The organism is Streptomyces olivochromogenes (assembly GCF_021538895.1).
Classification (GTDB): Bacteria; Actinomycetota; Actinomycetes; order Streptomycetales; family Streptomycetaceae; genus Streptomyces; species Streptomyces olivochromogenes_A.
This window is the reverse complement of record NZ_JADDRL010000165.1, coordinates 1-16,113: the sequence shown is the minus strand read 5'-3', so window position 1 is coordinate 16,113 and position 16,113 is coordinate 1. Positions and strand designations below refer to the sequence as shown.

Annotated in this window: 13 protein-coding genes and 2 pseudogenes; 2 read left to right on the top strand and 13 right to left on the bottom strand. The window is 74.8% G+C overall.

What is annotated here, in order from left to right:
- From IPZ69_RS43225 to IPZ69_RS43210, 4 genes and pseudogenes are all read right to left on the bottom strand, one after another.
- Positions 1-283: pseudogene (locus tag IPZ69_RS43225) on the bottom strand (hypothetical protein); the annotation flags it as partial.
- Complete coding sequence (locus tag IPZ69_RS43220) at positions 273-1,310, bottom strand: AAA family ATPase (RefSeq protein ID WP_235460375.1); 1,038 nt, start codon at positions 1,308-1,310, stop codon at positions 273-275. The gene IPZ69_RS43220 and the pseudogene IPZ69_RS43225, both read right to left, overlap by 11 nt.
- 25 nt (positions 1,311-1,335) lie before the next feature.
- Positions 1,336-2,997: a VMAP-C domain-containing protein gene (locus tag IPZ69_RS43215; protein WP_235460374.1), complete on the bottom strand. Its 1,662-nt coding sequence runs from the start codon at positions 2,995-2,997 to the stop codon at positions 1,336-1,338.
- Positions 2,994-3,392, bottom strand: coding sequence for a CU044_2847 family protein (locus IPZ69_RS43210; RefSeq protein ID WP_235460373.1), 399 nt, complete (start codon positions 3,390-3,392; stop codon positions 2,994-2,996). The genes IPZ69_RS43215 and IPZ69_RS43210 overlap by 4 nt, the downstream gene beginning before the upstream one ends.
- 213 nt (positions 3,393-3,605) lie before the next feature.
- Between IPZ69_RS43210 and IPZ69_RS43205 the strand changes: the two genes are divergently transcribed.
- Complete coding sequence (locus tag IPZ69_RS43205; RefSeq protein WP_235460372.1) at positions 3,606-7,235, top strand: S8 family serine peptidase; 3,630 nt, start codon at positions 3,606-3,608, stop codon at positions 7,233-7,235.
- Positions 7,236-7,256: 21 nt separating this feature from the next.
- Here the strand turns inward: IPZ69_RS43205 and IPZ69_RS43200 are convergent, their stop codons facing one another.
- The 3 genes from IPZ69_RS43200 to IPZ69_RS43190 form a co-directional block, all read right to left on the bottom strand.
- Positions 7,257-8,603, bottom strand: a complete 1,347-nt coding sequence (locus IPZ69_RS43200) for a carboxyl transferase domain-containing protein (RefSeq protein ID WP_235460371.1) — start codon at positions 8,601-8,603, stop codon at positions 7,257-7,259.
- A complete protein-coding gene (locus IPZ69_RS43195) occupies positions 8,596-10,047 on the bottom strand; it encodes an acyl-CoA synthetase (RefSeq protein WP_235460370.1) in 1,452 nt (483 codons plus the stop codon). The genes IPZ69_RS43200 and IPZ69_RS43195 overlap by 8 nt, the downstream gene beginning before the upstream one ends.
- 125 nt (positions 10,048-10,172) lie before the next feature.
- The gene (locus IPZ69_RS43190; RefSeq protein WP_235460369.1) at positions 10,173-11,231 is read right to left on the bottom strand and encodes a MerR family transcriptional regulator; all 1,059 of its coding nucleotides are present in this window, start codon (positions 11,229-11,231) and stop codon (positions 10,173-10,175) included.
- 115 nt (positions 11,232-11,346) lie between these two features.
- On the opposite strand from IPZ69_RS43190, the gene IPZ69_RS43185 reads away from it, so the two are divergent.
- Positions 11,347-12,219, top strand: coding sequence for an ATP-grasp domain-containing protein (locus IPZ69_RS43185; protein ID WP_235460368.1), 873 nt, complete (start codon positions 11,347-11,349; stop codon positions 12,217-12,219).
- Here the strand turns inward: IPZ69_RS43185 and IPZ69_RS43180 are convergent.
- From IPZ69_RS43180 to IPZ69_RS43155, 6 genes and pseudogenes are all read right to left on the bottom strand, one after another.
- On the bottom strand, positions 12,216-12,827 hold the full coding sequence (locus IPZ69_RS43180; protein ID WP_374295888.1) for a hypothetical protein: 612 nt from the start codon (positions 12,825-12,827) through the stop codon (positions 12,216-12,218). The two genes, IPZ69_RS43185 and IPZ69_RS43180, sit on opposite strands and share 4 nt — an antisense overlap.
- The gene (locus IPZ69_RS43175; RefSeq protein WP_235460366.1) at positions 12,790-13,626 is read right to left on the bottom strand and encodes an FkbM family methyltransferase; all 837 of its coding nucleotides are present in this window, start codon (positions 13,624-13,626) and stop codon (positions 12,790-12,792) included. Before IPZ69_RS43175 ends, IPZ69_RS43180 begins: the two co-directional genes overlap by 38 nt.
- On the bottom strand, positions 13,623-13,829 hold the full coding sequence (locus IPZ69_RS43170; RefSeq protein WP_235460365.1) for a Trm112 family protein: 207 nt from the start codon (positions 13,827-13,829) through the stop codon (positions 13,623-13,625). The genes IPZ69_RS43175 and IPZ69_RS43170 overlap by 4 nt, the downstream gene beginning before the upstream one ends.
- The gene (locus tag IPZ69_RS43165) at positions 13,826-14,716 is read right to left on the bottom strand and encodes a hypothetical protein (RefSeq protein WP_235460376.1); all 891 of its coding nucleotides are present in this window, start codon (positions 14,714-14,716) and stop codon (positions 13,826-13,828) included. Before IPZ69_RS43165 ends, IPZ69_RS43170 begins: the two co-directional genes overlap by 4 nt.
- Before the next feature lie 21 nt (positions 14,717-14,737).
- On the bottom strand, positions 14,738-15,472 hold the full coding sequence (locus IPZ69_RS43160; protein WP_235460364.1) for a class I SAM-dependent methyltransferase: 735 nt from the start codon (positions 15,470-15,472) through the stop codon (positions 14,738-14,740).
- A pseudogene (locus IPZ69_RS43155) lies at positions 15,469-16,113 on the bottom strand (condensation protein); the annotation flags it as partial. The gene IPZ69_RS43160 and the pseudogene IPZ69_RS43155, both read right to left, overlap by 4 nt.

Below are 16,113 nucleotides of genomic sequence, written 5' to 3'. Positions count from 1 at the left end.
GCGACTGCCGTACCGCGGACGCGTCCGCCGTCGGTGCGGTCTCCTCGCTCGTCGCGGGCGGCTCCTCCGGTTCGGGTACGTCCTCCGGTCTCCCGTCCTGCGCCGAGGCCCCGCCGGCCACCGGCGCCTGCGGCTCCTCGTCCGCGGGGGCCCGCATCCGGCCCGCCAGCCACAGCACCTCCGCCAGCTCGCGCGGCGTCGGGCGCGCGCCACCGCTCGCCTTGGCCAGGACGTCGGCCAGGCGCGCCAGTGGTTCCGGGAAGCCGGTCGGGTCAGAAGGCATCGGTCTGGGGTGCCTCGCTGAGGTACGGCATCAGCTGCTCCGCGAGGTCGTCCAGCGACTCCGGGCTCAGGTCCGAGGAGCGGGCCAGATAGATCGCGTTCAGCAGCTGGTCCGTGGCCAGTTCTCCGCCGCCGACCCGGGACAGGAAGCGGGTGATCAGCGTCCGGGCGTAGACGTCCGGCTCGCCCAGGTGCGCCCGGACGATCTCGGCGAGATGGCTGTCGTCGGGCTGGCGCAGCCGCAGCGTGACGCAGCGGCGCAGGAAGGCGGGCGGGAACTCGCGCTCGCCGTTGCTGGTCAGCACGACGAAGGGGAAGGCACGGCAGCGGACCCGGCCGTGCGTGACCGGGACGCGTTCGTGGGTGCCGTCGACCATGACCTGCGCCGAGGGGGTGTGCCGGGAGGCACGGACCAGCTCGGGGATCTCGAACTGGCCCTCCTCCAGGACGTTCAGCAGGTCGTTGGGCAGGTCCAGGTCGCTCTTGTCGATCTCGTCGATGAGGAGGGCGCGGGGCCGGGCGTAGGGCAGGAGAGCGGTGCCGAGGGGGCCGAGACGCAGGTGGTCCTCGATGCCCGACTCCGAGGCGGCGGCCGGTGCGCCCGGTGCGCCCGGTTCGATTGCCGCCGCCTGACGGGCCGCGTACAGGCGGGAGAGGGGGTCGTACTGGTAGAGGCCGTCGTGCAGGGCGCTGCGGCTGGTGATGTTCCAGCGCAGCACCGGACCGAGCCTCAGCTCCCGCGCCACCGCGTAGGCCAGGGAGGACTTGCCGGTGCCGGGCGGGCCCGTGACCAGCAGCGGGCGGCGCAGGTAGAGGGCCGCGTTGACCAGTTGGACCGTCTGCGGGGTGGCCTGGTAGGTCGCGGCGCGGTGGGCGCGGTCGGGCGAGGTCGCCGAGGTGTCCGCGGCGTCGGCCGGTGTCCGCAGTGCCGGGCCGCCGTCGAAGGCGCGCCAGGGCGGCGGCGCGGGCAGCTCGGTGACGGCGTCGTGCGGCTGCTTCGTGCCGGTGTACACGGGCCACAGGGGCATGGGTTTCTTCTCCGTGGGGGGTTGCTCAGGCGACGGGGGAGTGCAGGCTGGCCGCGGGTTCGGGGAAACAGTGCGGGGCGTCCCACAGGATCTGGACGTCCCTGGCCCAGTGCCGCTCCGGCTCGTCGTCCGCCTCCGCCTCCTCCCGCAACGCCTGGATGTGGCGGGGGAGTTCCGCGGGTGGGAGGCCGTCGACGTACGAGACGAGTCCGTCGAGGAACGTGCTGCCCGCGCAGGGCGTGTCGTGGTCGGCGCCGGGGCAGCCGCCGCGCGGCCACAGCAGCACCGGGACCGGGGTGTTCAGGGCGGCCTCGAAGTGGTCCGGCGCGGTGGCGGGCGCGGTGGCGTAGCCCGCCAGGTCGGCGTCCTCGTCCCGGAGCCGTTTGCGCAGGCTGGGCGGCCGCTCCCGGCTGCAGCACTCGACCCGGTGCAGGGTCGGCGCGCCCTGGATCGTCCGTAACTTCTGCCACTTCTTGGTCAGTTGATGGCGCAGCCGGGCGCTGCGGTGCCGGGAGCGGTCCGCGACGACCAACGGGTGGGCGCAGCCGAGGGGCGTGGAGTCGTCGGGGCCGCACTCCCAGTGCGCCACCGGTTCGTTCAGCCACTCGCGCGGCAGGACGAAGGTGATCAGCTCGTCGGCACCCGGCGCGAGCTGGGTGAACGCCTCGTCCACCCGCTCCTGGACGTAGGCCCGCACACCGGCGCGGGGCAACCGGACCGTTCCGACCGGGCGGCGCAGCCCGTCGCGGTACGCGGACACCTCGACGGTGACCTGGTCGGCGCCGGCGCCGCTGCGGTCGAGCTCCACCAGGATCGGGGACCAGGAGGCGGCGGGCGCCGGGGGCGCGGACAGCAGCTCCGCCAGCCGGTCGGCGAACCTCGGCACCGCCTCGGGGTCCTCGACCTCCCAGTGCACGTACCCGGCCGCCGACGCCAGCGAGTCGAAGCCGTCCGGCGGCAGCGGCGGACCGAACGGGCCCACGGCGTCGACGTACAGCCGGTCGGGGTCGCAGTCCAGTCCGGCGGCGGCCGCCCGCCGCACCAGCCCGTACAGCCGTCGCGTCGCGTCCCGGGTGCCACCGTGGGCCGGGACGAGCTCGCCGAGGCCGTGCCAGTAGCGGGCCATCACCGTCGTGGGCAGCATCCGGCCGACCCGGATGCCGTGCTCGCCGGCGATCTGCGCGACCATGCCGACCACCCGGCCGTCCGGGAGGGCCACGGCCGCGCCGCTGAACCCGGCCGCCAGCGGCTGCCCGTGCGCCGTGGTGGCCTCCAGCTGCACCCACTCGTCGGAGATCAGCGTGGGCGCCAGCGCCCGGTACTGGGCCAGCACCCCCTCGTCGTACCCCTCGGGGAAGCCGTACGCGACCAGCGCCGGGGCGGGACGGGTGTGCTCCGCGCCGGGCGGCGCGAAACGGGCCGGGACCAGGGGCACTTCGCGGGCCAGTTCGAGTACGGCCAGGTCGCCGGGGTCCTTCGGATCGCCCCGCCAGCCGCCGTGCACGGCGACGGTGGCCGGTACCTCGCCCAGCTCCCGGCTGTTCGGGAAGGACACGGTCACCGGTGCCAGAGCACTGTCCCGCACGACATGGGCGCAGGTCAGCACCTTGCTGGGGGTCACCAGGAAGCCCGCCCCGGACACCGCGCCCCCGCACTCGATCCGGGCGTGCCAGGCAGCGCCGCTCATGATCGGGAGGCGGCCGGCTCCGGTTCCGCGCCGTCCGGGCCGACCGGTGTCCCGTCCTTCGCGGACCAGCTGAGCTTGACCACCAGCTGCCCCTCCGCCGCTCCCTTGGCGATCACCGCACCGGCCTCCGCGCTCAGCTTCACCCCGAACTCCAGCTCCACCGAGTCGGGCCGCAGCGCGCCGTCCCGGAAGACCCGCAGCGCCGACTGGGCCGCCGAACGGACGCCCTCCAGGGCGCCCTCGAAGGTGCGGGTGGTCCGGTCGGCGAGTCCGTTGCCCGCCGCGTCGCCCGGTCCCTCGCCGCGGGAGACGAGGCGCGCCCCGGTCGCGGGGTCCGCGGTCTCCACGACGACGACGGCGCCGTCCTCGGTCTTGAACTCCACCAGCCTGGCCATGCCGCCGCTCGCTCCCCCGTGGTTCTGATGCCCGATCAACTCCATTGTTGCCCACGGTGACTGGCGGTGTCCCCGGTTCTCCGCGCCGTTCGCCGGGGCGTTGGCGGAAACCCGCCGGGGCGCCTTCCCGCCAGGCCCGCTCAACTCCCTTGTCGCGCAAGCCCCGTGAAACTCTTCGCAGTACTCGACGCACTCGACAGAGAAGAGGCGTGGATGACCAGAGGATCAGCCGGACGAGGCGCGAGGGGGGTGACCCTCCTGTCGGCCGGGCTCGTACTCGCCCTGCTGCCGGGCACAGCGACCTCGGCACCCAACTCCGTACGCACCTTTGCCCCCGACGCCGCCCGCACCACGGCCCCCACCACCGTCACCCTGATCACCGGCGACAAGGTGACCGTCACCGACCTCGGGCACGGGAAGCGGACGGTCACCGTGGACCGGCCGCCGGGGGCCCGCGGGGCGGTGCGGACCGAGGCGAGCGGCGGCGACATCACCGTCGTACCGGACGAGGCGCTGCCGTACCTGCGGGCCGGCAGCCTGGACCGGCGCCTGTTCGACGTGAGCGGGCTGATCCGGCAGGGGCTCGCCGACGGGAGGACCGACACGCTGCCGCTGATCGTGACGTACGGCAAGGGCGCGCGGGCGGTCACCCCGCGCGGCGCCGAGCGGACCCGGACCCTGGCCAGCCTGCGCGGGGCCGCCGTCGAGGCGGACAGGGGCCGGACCTTCTGGCGGTCGTTCACCCGGCACGGCGGCCTGGACAAGGTCTGGCTGGACGGACGCGTCAAGGCCGACATGGCCGAGAGCAACGCGCAGATCGGCACGCGGGCCGCCTGGGACGCCGGGCTGACCGGCAAGGGCGTCACCGTCGCCGTCCTCGACACCGGCGTCGACCTGAGTCACCCCGACCTCGCGGACCGGGTGTCCGCCACCAAGAGCTTCATCGAGGGGCAGGAGGTCGCCGACCGCAACGGCCACGGCACCCACGTCACCTCCACCGTCGGCGGCAGCGGAGCCGCCTCCGACGGCCGGGAGCGGGGCGTCGCGCCCGGCGCCACGCTCGCCGTCGGCAAGGTGCTCAGCGACCAGGGTTCGGGCAGCGAGTCCCAGATCATCGCCGGCATGGAGTGGGCGGCGCGCGACGTGCACGCCCGGATCGTCTCCATGAGCCTCGGCTCGACGGAGGCCGGCGACGGGACCGACCCGATGGCCGAGGCCCTGAACACCCTCTCGAAGGAGACCGGCGCCCTCTTCGTCGTCGCCGCCGGGAACACCGGCGCCCCCTCCTCCATCGGCTCGCCCGGCGCCGCCGACGCGGCCCTCACCGTCGGCGCGGTGGACGCGGACGACCGCGCCGCCTACTTCACCAGCGCCGGCCCCCGGTACGGCGACAACGCCCTGAAGCCCGACCTGTCCGCCCCCGGCGTCGACATCCTCGCCGCCCGCTCCCAACTCCTGCCCGGCAGCGGCTACTACACCTCCATGAGCGGTACGTCCATGGCGACCCCGCACATCGCCGGGGTCGCCGCCCTGCTCGCCGAGGAGCACCCCGACTGGACCGGCGCCCGGCTCAAGGACGCGCTGATGTCCACGTCGAAGCGGCTCGACGAGTCGGCCTATGTGCTGGGCGCGGGCCGGGTCAGTGTCCCCGACGCGGTGACCGCGAAGATCACCGCGACCGGCAGCGCCGACCTGGGCTTCCACAGCTGGCCCTACAACGCGAACAAACCGGTCACCAGGACCGTCACCTACACCAACTCATCCGATTCCGACGTCGAGTTGTCGCTGTCCGTCCAGGGCGCACCCGACGGAGTCGCCACCCTCGCCGACACCACCCTCACCGTCCCCGCGCACGGCACCGCGTCGACGACGGTCACCGGCGACGGATCGAAGGCGCCGGTCGGCACCACCAGCGGGCAGATCGTGGCTGCCGTCGCCGGAACGCCCGTCGCCCACACCGTCTTCGGGCTGGTCAAGGAGGAGGAGCGGTACACGCTCACCGTCCGCGTCCTGGACCGGGACGGCGCCCCCACCGCCGCCGACCTCACCGTGCAACGGCTCGCCGAGCGCGAGGACCCCTTCCCCGCCCATGTCGGCGGCTCGGGCACCCTGAAACTGCGGCTCCGGCCGGGCACGTACACCCTGGCCTCCTTCCTCGACGTGCGCGGCAGCCACGGCGCCGACTCCCTCGGACTCGGTTTCCTCGCCGCCCCCGAGATCAGCCTCGACCGGGACCGCGACATCACCCTGGACGGGCGCACGCTGCGCGAGGTGAAGGCCCGGGTCGACCGGCGCACCGAGACCCGGCAACTGCTCATGGAGTACGACCGGAAGGCGAACGGCGCCGACCTGTTCGGCGCGGTCCAGGTCCCCCTCACCTACGACAGCGTCTTCGCCGCGCCCACCGGCGAGGTCACCCGGGGCTCCTTCGAGTACCGGACCGTCTGGCGGCTCGGCAAGCCGCTCCTGCGGGTCGCGGGGGTCGGCGAGGCGGTCGTCCAGCCCGGCGGCACGCTCACCGAGGGGCACACGCGGCTGCCGCTGGTCGACGTTGGCGACGGCCCCGTCACCGGCGCCGCGGGCAAGGCCGTCCTCGCGCACCTCGCCGACGGCGCCGACCCGGCCGCCCTCGCCCAGGCCGCGCAGGACGCGGGCGCCAAGGCGCTGTTCGTGACGGACGACGCGCCCGGCCGGCTGATGGCCTGGTGGGGCACGGACGACAACGCCGACCGGCCGCTGCCGATCGCCACGGTGAACGCGGCGGACGCGGCACGGCTGCGGGCCGCCGGACAGGCCGACATGACGGGGACGCGCAACTCGCCGTACATGTACGACCTTTCGGAAGGACACCAGGGAGCGATCCCGGACCGCGACCTCACCTACGCGCCCTCCGCCCGCCAACTGGCCGCGCTCAAGGTGCGGTTCCACGCGGCACGGCCCATGAGCGGCGGCGAGTTCCGCTACTCCCTCACCGACACCTTCCCGCTCGGCCTCGGCTTCCAGGAACGCGTCGACTACCCGGCCGAGCGCACCGACTACGTCTCCACCGGCCCCGGTCAGCTGTGGCACGAGTCCGTGGCGGTCGGCGACGGCACGCTGGAGGAGCGCAGCGGGCTGGTGCGGTACACCGGCGGGTCGAGTCCGACGCTGAACTGGTTCCGGCCGGTCTGGCACCCGTGGCTGGGCACCGGGCTCGGCTGGGGGCAGCAGCGCGCCGGGAACCAGATCCAGCTCAACACCCCCGGCTGGGGCGACTCCGGGCCCGACCACACCGGGTTCGGCGACGTGTGGAGCGACGACAGCGGGATGAGCCAGGACACGGCGGTGTACCTGGACGGCACCCTCGTCGACCGGCGCAAGAGCTCCGGGGTCTACGTCTGGGACGCGCCCGCCGACGAGCACACCTACCAGGTGGTCACCGACACCGGGCTGGACCCCGACCGCTGGGGCCTGGCCACCCGGGGCCACACCGAGTGGACCTTCCGGTCGGCGGCGACCCCCGAGGACCGCTGGACGTATCTGCCGCTGGTCAACCTCGCCTTCGACGTCGACACCGACCTCGCGGGCTGCGTGCGGGGCGGGAGCCGGGTGCCGGTCGGGCTGTCCGCGCGGTACGTGGCGAACGCGTCCGGCACCGGCACCCTCGGCGGCGGGAAGCTGGAGGTGTCGTACGACGACGGCACCACCTGGCGGCCCGTACGGCTCACCGGCCGGGCCGCCACCTGGCACGGCACCCTGACCGTGCCGCGCGACGCTCGGTACGTGTCCCTGCGGGCCTCGGCCGGTGACGACCGGGGCGGTTCGGTGACGCAGGAGGTGATCCGGGCGGTCGGCGTGAAGTAGCCGCGCCTCGGGTGGAGCCGCTCAGGGGTGGTCCTCGACGTCCCGGATGCCCCGGATCACCCCCAGCTCCACCAGGTCCTGCGGCCGGATACGGAGCTGGTCCGCCGTCGCCTCCGCCTCCCGCGGCGGGCGCTTGAGGATCGCGGCGGCCAGCTCCGGCGCGATCACCGAGAAGTAACTGTCGGGCGTGGCCCAGGTGTTGCCGGGAGCGGCCAGCGCCAGCGCCCCGCCCGAGCCGCCCTCGCCGATGACCAGCGTGGTGATCGGGGTACGGGCGGCGGCCACCGCCCCGAACAGCTCCGCGATCGCCGGTCCCGCCCCCTGCCGCTCCGCCTCGGCGTCATTGGCGGCACCCGGCGTGTCCACCAGCGTCAGCACCGGTATCCCGAGCCGGTCCGCCAGCCGGATCAGCCGGGCGGCGGTGCGGTAGCCGGCCGGCCGGGTCGCCGTCCCGGTCTGCGCGGCGTAGGCGACGGCCCGTCCGTCCCGTTCGCCGAACCCGCACAGCATCCCGTCCGGATCGGCCCCGCCGCACCGGTCGCCCACCAGGGCGGCACGCCGGGTGAAGTAGGCGTCCAAGTAGGCGTGCGCCCGGGGCCGTTCGGGCGAACGGGCGCGCAGGACGGCCTCCCAGCCGGTGGCCGGCGGGCCGGTGGCGCCGAGGGCGTGGGGCGGGGGCGCCGCCTCGGCCGGTGCGGTCAGCAGCCGCAGCCACAGCCCCACCGTCTCCCTGAGCCGCTCCGGCGGGACCACCGCGTCCGCCGAGCCCGCCGCCACCTGGGCCTGTGCCGTGTAGGCCGCGGGGTCCGCGTCGGCCGGGCGGACCCGGGAGCCCGCGAAGCCGACCTGGGCACCGGGGAGGGTGAGGGTGATGTCGGCGCCGGCGCCCAGGGTGGCCCAGCCGCCGCCCGTGGTCGGGTCGCGCAGGACGGCGACCTGGGGCAGGCCCGCCTCGCGGGTGAGCGCCGACTGGCGGGCCACGCGCTGCAGTTGGGTCAGGGCGAACATGCCCTCCTGCATCCGGCTGCCGCCGGTGGCGACCAGCGGGACCACCGGCAGCCGGTGCGCGCGGGCGTGGATGTACGCGGCCTCCAGGCGGTCGCCGGTGCGCTCGCCGAGCGAGCCGCCGAGGAAGCCGAACTCGAAGGCGATCAGCACGGCCCGGGTGCCCTCGACGCTCGCCGTGCCGCAGACGACGGACTCCTCCTCGCCGGTGCGGTCGGTGGCGCGGGCGCGCGAGGCGTCGTAGCCCTGCCAGGAGATCGGGCCGTCCGGCTTGGACTCCCGTGCCGGGGCCGGGAGTTCGGTGAAGGTCGAGGCGTCGCAGAGCGACGTCAGTATCTGGCGCGCCGACAGTCGCTCAGGCATCGCCCAGCGCCCGCTTCATGATCTTCCCCATGTCGTTGCGGGGAAGGGCGTCCAGGTGGCGGACCACCCGCGGACGCTTGTGCGGGGCCAGCCGGCCCGCCACATGGGCCGCCAACTCCTCGACTCCGGGCGGCGCTTGCGGGTCCGCCGGCACGATCCAGGCCACGATCCGCTCGCCGAGGTCGGCGTCCGGCTCCCCGGTGACGGCCGCCTCGCGCACCGCCGGGTGCTCCAGCAGCGCGTTCTCGATCTCCCCGGCCCCGATCTTGTAGCCGCCGCTCTTGATCAGGTCGGTGGCCTTGCGACCGACGATGCGCACGTACCCGTCGGGCTCGCGCACCGCCATGTCCCCCGTGCGGAACCAGCCGTCGGCGGTGAAGGCGGCGGCGGTGGCGTCGGGACGGTTCAGGTACTCGGTGAACAGGTTCGGGCCGCGCACCTGGATCTCGCCGACGGACTCCCCGTCGTACGCCCCGAGCGGCGTCCCGTCCTCCTCCACCAGCCGCAGCTCCACGCCCGGCAGCGGCACGCCGACCGTCCCGGCGCGGGCCTCGCCGTCGGCCCGGACGCTGGTGTTCATCAGCGTCTCCGTCATGCCGTACCGCTCGATCACCCGCTGTCCGGTGGCGGCCAGGATCCGCCGGTGGTCGTGCACGGGCAGCGCGGCCGACCCGGAGACCAGCAGCCGGGCCAGGCCCAGCGCCTTGGCCAGCTCCGGGTCGGTGGGCAGGGCCTCGGCGATGCGGTGGTACATCGTCGGCACCCCGAACAGCATGGTCGCGCCGTCCGTCAGCTCGCGGGTCACGCCCTCGGTGCCGAACCGGCCGAGGTGCCGCACCGAACCGCCGCGCCGCAGCGGTCCCAGGATGCCGAGCACCAGCCCGTGCACATGGAACAGCGGCAGCCCGTGCACCAGCACGTCGTCGGCGGTCCACTGCCAGGCGTCGGCGAGCGCGTCCAGGGTCGTGGCGACCGCCCGGCGCGGGATGACCGCGCCCTTGGGCGGGCCGGTGGTGCCGGAGGTGTAGACGATCAGGGCCGGGTCGCCCTCGGCCGCACGGTCCTCCGGCACGGCACCGGTGCCGCGCGCGTCCACGTCGACCCGCTCCACCCCGGCCAGCGGAGCCGGAAGCTCGGCACCGGGCGCGGCCAGCACCAGCGAGGGCGCGCTGTCGGACAGGATGTGCGCGAGTTCCTTCTCGCCCGACTTCGGGTTGAGCGGCACCGCGGCCACCCCGGCGAGCAGCACGCCCACCACCGCCACGGCCGTCTCCAGCTCCGGCGTGGCCCACACGGCCACCCGGTCCGCGCCCCGCACCCGGGCGGCCACCGCGCCCGCCGCGCCCGCGAGCTCCCCGTACGTCAACGACCGCTCACCGTCACCGAACCTCAGGGCGACCTGTTCGCCCGGACCACCCACCAGGGCCGGAAAGAGGGAGGACACGCGGTGCTCCTTAGCTGTCGAAAAGCGCAGGGGACGACACCACCCTTCCTACACCAGGTACCGCCTCCCCATGCCAGTGATCGGCTGGGAGCCGGGTCGCAGTCCGCTGGAGGACCCGCCTCCGCTCACGCCGCCTCCACCACGTCCGCCACCACACAGCTCACGTTGTCGGGGCCGCCGGCCGTGTTCGCCTCGGCGATCAGGGTGCGGACCGCGGTGTCCGGGGCCGGGGCGGCGGACAGGAGCCGGGCGATCCGGTCGTCCGGTACGACGCCGGACAGGCCGTCGGAGCACAGCAGGTACCGGTCGCCGGGCAGGGCGTCGTGCAGTTTCAGGTCCGGGGCGGCGGGGGCGCCGCCCCCGAGCGCCTTGAGGAGCAGGGCGCGCTGCGGATGGGCGGTCGCCTCCTCCGGGGTGAGCCGTCCCTCGTCGATCATCGACTGGACGACCGTGTGGTCGTGGGTGATCAGGAACAGGCCGCCGTCGCGCAGCAGGTACGCGCGGGAGTCGCCGATGTGGACGAGGGCCAGCCGGGAGCCCGTCCACAGCAGCGCGGTCAGCGTGGTGCCGATGTCCTCGCTGCCGCCGGCCACGTCCTGGACGGCCTGGCTCGCGCCCTGCACGGCGTCCTCCAGCAGGTTGAGCACGCTGCCCGCCGGGAGTTCCTCGCTCTCCAGGCACTTCAGCGCCTCCACGGCGGCGCTGCTCGCGGGTGCCCCGGCGGGGCCGCACCCGTCGGCCACGGCGAGCAGGCGGGTGCCCGCGTACGCGGTGTCCTGGTTGGCGGGCCGTACGCGCCCGATGTCGGAGTGGGCGCAGGAACGCAGTTCCAGCATGGCGGTGTCCTTCCTCGGCTCTGCGGTCAGATGGTCGACGAGGAACGCGGCCAGGTCGCGCCGCACGGCCGTCTCCCGCTCGACCCGCGCCCAGTGGGCACGGATCTCCCGGGCGGCCGCCGCGGGCGGCAGCGCGCACACCTGCCGGATCGAGGCCAGCGGCATCCCCAGCCGCCGCAGCCACGCCACCAGCCGTGCCCGCTCCAGCTGCTCCACCGCGTAGTAGCGGTACCCGGTGTCCGGGTCGACCCGCGCGGGCCGCAGCAGCTCCAGCTCGTCGTAGAGCCTGAGCGCCTTCGGCGACAGCCGGCACGCCTTCGAGAAGGCCCCGATCGTCAGCAGCTCCATGCGCCGCCACCCCCGTACGTCCGCTCGTCGTTCCGCCACCGATGCTGGGGCCTCACCGAAGGTGAAGGTCAAACCCGTTGGATCGGTTGCGGGCCCGGTTGTTAACCTGCGGCGCATGCCCCGTATCGCACTCGCCACCTACGACCCGGGCGACGAGCCCCACCACGACCGTGACCTGCCGGTGCTGGTGGCGGCCCTGGCGGACGCGGGGGCCGAGGCCGCCGCCGTGCACTGGGACGACCCCGGCGCCGACTGGAGCGGGTTCGATCTCGTCGTCATCCGGTCGACCTGGGACTACAGCTGGCGCGCGGACGAGTTCGTGACGTGGGCGGAGCGGGTCGGGAAGGCGACGCGCATCGCCAATCCGGCCGCCGTCGTGCGCTGGAACACGGACAAGCGCTACCTGGGCGACCTCGCGGCGGCCGGGGTGCCTAGCGTGCCGACCGGCTACCTCGCCCCGGGGGACGCTCCCGACCTGCCGGACGACCGCGAGTTCGTGGTCAAGCCCACCTTCGGCGCGGGCGCCCGCTTCGCCGCGCGCTACACCCCCGGCGAGCGGGACCGGGCCGTGGGACACCTGGCCCGGATGCACGACGAGGGGCTCACCGCGATGGTGCAGCCGTACGTCGAGGGCATCGACGTCAGCGGCGAGCACGCCCTGCAGTTCTTCGGCGGCCGCCTGCTGCACGCCAGCCGCAAGCGCGCCGTCCTGGCGCGCGGCGCCGCCTACGACGCGGACAAGGTGGCCCACCCCGACCTGGAGCCGTGGACCCCGACCCCGGCCGAACTCTCCGTCGCCGAGCGCGCCCTGGCCGCCGTACCGGACGCGCCCGAGCTGCTGTACGCGCGCGTGGACCTCGTGGACGGCGCGGACGGGGAGCCCCGCGTGATGGAGCTGGAACTGGTCGAACCGAACCTGTTCCTGTTCCTGCACCCGGGCTCGGTGGACGCGGTCGTCGCGGCGATCCTCGCGACCGCCGCGCGTTAGCCGCTGACCGCCGTGCGCTGCAGCAGCCCCCAGGTGAACTCGGCGACCACCTCCCGCCGTACGCCCTGCGCGTCGGGCGCCGTGAACGTCAGGCCCCAGCGGGTCGGTGCCGTGCCCTCCAGGGGGCGGGCGGGGGCGAAGGCGCGGGCCGCCTCGTCGACCGTGCAGGACCAGGGGGTGAGGTCCTCGACGGTGCGGAGGTCCGGGGCGGGGGCGCCGGGGGCGCGGACCAGCCATTCGTTCCACACCGCGCCGTCCGGGGCGACCATGACCTCGAAGCGCAGGGTGGGCCACAGCGGCACCGGCCACTGCCAGGCCATGCACTCCAGGTCGCCGATGGTGCGTTTGGTCTCGGTCTCCGGATGGCCCAGGACCGAGCGGTAGCGCGCGGCCGCCGAGCGGGCCCGCGGCGAGCGGACCATCCCCTGCCAACGCTTGTTGGCCTCCCGCATGTCCGCCATCGAGACCCCCAGCTCACGGCGGGCGTCCTCGACCGGGCCCGGGTTGTGGTCGGCCATGCGGCGCAGCAGCACCAGCTGGAAGTCGCGCGGGGTGAAGGGGCCGGCGGGGCTAGCGGGGCGGTTTCCGGAGGAGGGCATGGGACCCATCGTCGCCGACGGGGCGCGTCCCCGGGCGGCGGCCGTCCGGAAGGAACAGGACCGAGTTGACGTACCGCGGCCCCCGCAGGGCGCCGAAGGGCAGCACCCGGCGCAGCAGGCCGTGCGCCACGACGTACGAGGCCCGCGCCTGGTGGGCCTCCAGCGGGAAGGACCCGAGCGGTATCCAGGTGCTGCCCGGCAGCACCCAGCCCTCGTAGCCCAGCAGCCGCAGATACGTCACCACCGGCGCGACCGGCTGGATCCGCGCCTCCAGCTCCACGAACAGCGCCGGGCGGTCGCGCGCGAGCAGCGCCGTGGCGCCGCGCAGCACCGCCAGTTCGCCGCCGTCCACGTCGATCTTGATGAAGCCGACGTCCCGCAGACCCAGCTCGTCGAGGGTCACGCGGGGCACCTCCAGGGCCCGCCCGTGGATGTCGCGGCGCACCAGCGACGACACGCCACGGTCGCCCGCGTCGTCCGGCGGCAGCCAGAGCCGGGCGATGCCGGGCCGGTCCGCGGCGGCGGCCTGGATCACCCGCACGTTCGCCGGGAACGCCGACGCCAGCAGCCGCGCCAGGTGGGGGACGGGTTCGACGGTCACCACTTGGCGCGCGCGTGCGGACAGGCGGCGCGTCCAGGGGCCGTACCAGCCGCCGACGTCCACCGCCGTGCCGCAGCCGGCCGGGCAGAGGTCGCCGAGCCGGGCCAGCTCCGGTTCGAAGCGCGGGTAGACGGCGCGGGCGGTGGCGGCGACGAGCCGGGTGGGCAGCCGGGGTGCCAGCCGGGCGGCCAGGGTCGGTCCCTTCACGGTGTCATCCGCCTCAGCAGCTCCTCGTGTTCCTCGTCCGACACCTGCTCACCGGACGAGGGCAGCAACTGCGGGATGCCGTCGACGATCGGGTAGCGGCGGCGCAGCCGCGGGTTGTAGAGGGCCTCCTCGGGCAGCAGGTGCAGCTGCCCCTTGTCCAGCGGGCACGCGAGGATCTTCAGCAGCGGGTCGTCGGGCTTCATGGGGGTGTCAACTCCTTGGCACCGATGGAGGGTTCGGGAGCGGCGTCGTGCTTCGGCATGGTCAGCAGCACGGCGACCGCGAGCGCCGTCCCGGTCAGCCGCAGGGCGAGCCGCAGCGGGTCGTGCGGCAGCGCCTCGCCGAACGACAGCGTGCCGAGCACCGCCGTGAACAGGCAGGTCACCGTCGTGCACACCGGAACGATCAGCGAGGCGCGGCAGCGTTGCAGCGCCGCCTGGGACATGACGAGGCCGAACGCGCCGGTGAACAGCAGGAGATACGGGTACGGGGAGCGCAGCAGGCCGAGCGGCCCGCCGGTCAGACAGCTCGACACGCCCTTGATGGCCAGCGAGCTGACCCCGTACAGCAGGCCCACCGCCACCCCGTACTCGACGCCCGTCGTGGGCAGCCGGTGCCGGTTGCGGGCGCGCCGCTCGGTGGCCCGGTACAGCCACACGCCCGCGGCGAGCGAGGGCACGGACACGAGCAGCACCAGCGGGTACGGAGCGGCCCGGCTGACCTTGTCCGAACCCTCCCGCAGGGACAGCACCACCATGAGCAGCGCGGCCAGGATCGCGCCCAGCGCGTACCGCTCCCGGCCGCTGGTCTCCTCCCCGAGCAGCCGTGCCGACAGCAGGACGAGAAGCACCAGACCGGAGACGAACAGCCCCTGCGCCGCCGCGATGGGCAGGGTGCGGTAGACGACGAGCTGCGCGCCGAACCCGGCCGCCAGCGCCAGCGACCCGCCGATCCACAGCGGGCTGCCGAGCACCAGCCGCAGCAGCCGGGCGGGCCTGCGCACGGTCACCTCGGGCAGCGCGGACAGGGCCCGTTTCTCCAGCACGAACCCGGTGCTGTACAGGACGTTCGCCAGCAGGGCCGCGACCACTCCCCACCACATGGCCGCCCCCTACGTCCGTCGGGCGTGCAGCAGCAGGATCGAGGCGAGCGAGGGTCTGGCACAGGCCAGCCGGTCCAGCGGACGCAGCGGCTGGGGCACGCCGTGGAAGGGGGCGCCGTGCACGCGGACGACCTCGAAGCCTGCCGCGGTCACGAACTCCCGCAGCGCGCGGGCCGTGTAGAGCCGCAGGTGTCCGACGACCTCCTTGCCGGGGCGGCCGTGGATCGCGCGCAGGCTGACCTCGGAGAACACGGGCTGCACGCCGGCCAGCAGCAGGGCGCGGTTGTACCAGGCGGCCAGGTTCGGTGTGGAGAGCATGAGGTGGCCTCCGGGGCGCAGGACGCGGCGGAGCTCGTCCAGGGCCGCGTCGGGGTCGACGAGGTGTTCGATCACCTCGCTGAACAGCACGGCGTCGGCGCAGCCGGTCCGCAACGGCAGCCCGCCGCCGCTGAGTTCGCCCCGGACGGCGGACGGCAGCCGGGCGTGGGCGCGGCGCAGGGCGTCCTGGGACCAGTCGACGCCGACGAGGCGGTGGCCGGCGAGGAACGGGGCGGCGGTGGCGGCCGCGGTGCCGTCGCCGCAGCCGATGTCGAGGACCGTGCGCGCCCCCGCGCCGGCCGGGCCCAGGGCGGCGGCCAGCAGCCGGGCCTGGCGGATGCTGCGCGCGGCGCCGGAGGCGACCGGCACGGCGGGGTCCTCGTAGAAGTCGCGGAGCTCCCCGTGCGGGGTGGCGGTGGTCGTCACGGGGCGGTCACCTCCGTGGTGTGCAGATAGTGCTCGAACAGATCGCGCAGCTCGGCACCGTCCCCGGGGCCGAGCTGGGAGCGGGACCAGCGCACGGAGAGGTGCAGGCGGCCCGCGGTGGAGGCGGTGGTGAAGGTGAGGCCGCGGGGCATGCGGGCCGGTGCGGAGAACCAGACGGCGTCCGCGCGGCCCGCCTCCTCGCCGAAATCCAGCGGGTAGGGGATGCGGCCGATGTTGCTGAGCAGCGTGGTCGACGTCCAGGGCGCGACGGCCCGGCGCAGCCCGCGGGTGAGCGCGCCGCGCACCGCCACCGGGGCCCACGGCGTGGTCAACAGGGTGGCGCCGTGGCCGAGTTGGGGCCGGGGCAGGGACTTGAGGAACCGGGTGCGGACGGCCGTGCGGCGCAGCAGCCCGGCCATGTCCGTCGCGTCCAGCTCCTCGGGAGCGAACGGGACCTCGACGAGCCGCGTCCCGTTTCCGATGGGCATGCCCGCGTCCCGGGGGCGGTCGTCGACGGGCATGGTGATGCGGACCGGCCGGGGGCGGGCGCCGTGTTCCCGGTTCCAGTGGGCGATCAGCAGCGCGGTGGTGACCATGAGCTGGTCGTTCACCGTGTACGGGGAGCCCTTGGGTCGGTGCGG

Excerpts from the sequence above, each read along its gene's own strand:
- IPZ69_RS43220 (WP_235460375.1), bottom strand. The coding sequence starts at position 1,310 with ATGCCCCTGTGGCCCGTGTACACCGGCACGAAGCAGCCGCACGACGCC.
- IPZ69_RS43215 (WP_235460374.1), bottom strand. The coding sequence starts at position 2,997 with ATGAGCGGCGCTGCCTGGCACGCCCGGATCGAGTGCGGGGGCGCGGTG.
- IPZ69_RS43210 (WP_235460373.1), bottom strand. The coding sequence starts at position 3,392 with ATGGCCAGGCTGGTGGAGTTCAAGACCGAGGACGGCGCCGTCGTCGTC.
- IPZ69_RS43205 (WP_235460372.1), top strand. The coding sequence starts at position 3,606 with ATGACCAGAGGATCAGCCGGACGAGGCGCGAGGGGGGTGACCCTCCTG.
- IPZ69_RS43200 (WP_235460371.1), bottom strand. The coding sequence starts at position 8,603 with ATGCCTGAGCGACTGTCGGCGCGCCAGATACTGACGTCGCTCTGCGAC.
- IPZ69_RS43190 (WP_235460369.1), bottom strand. The coding sequence starts at position 11,231 with ATGGAGCTGCTGACGATCGGGGCCTTCTCGAAGGCGTGCCGGCTGTCG.
- IPZ69_RS43185 (WP_235460368.1), top strand. The coding sequence starts at position 11,347 with ATGCCCCGTATCGCACTCGCCACCTACGACCCGGGCGACGAGCCCCAC.
- IPZ69_RS43180 (WP_374295888.1), bottom strand. The coding sequence starts at position 12,827 with ATGGGTCCCATGCCCTCCTCCGGAAACCGCCCCGCTAGCCCCGCCGGC.
- IPZ69_RS43170 (WP_235460365.1), bottom strand. The coding sequence starts at position 13,829 with ATGAAGCCCGACGACCCGCTGCTGAAGATCCTCGCGTGCCCGCTGGAC.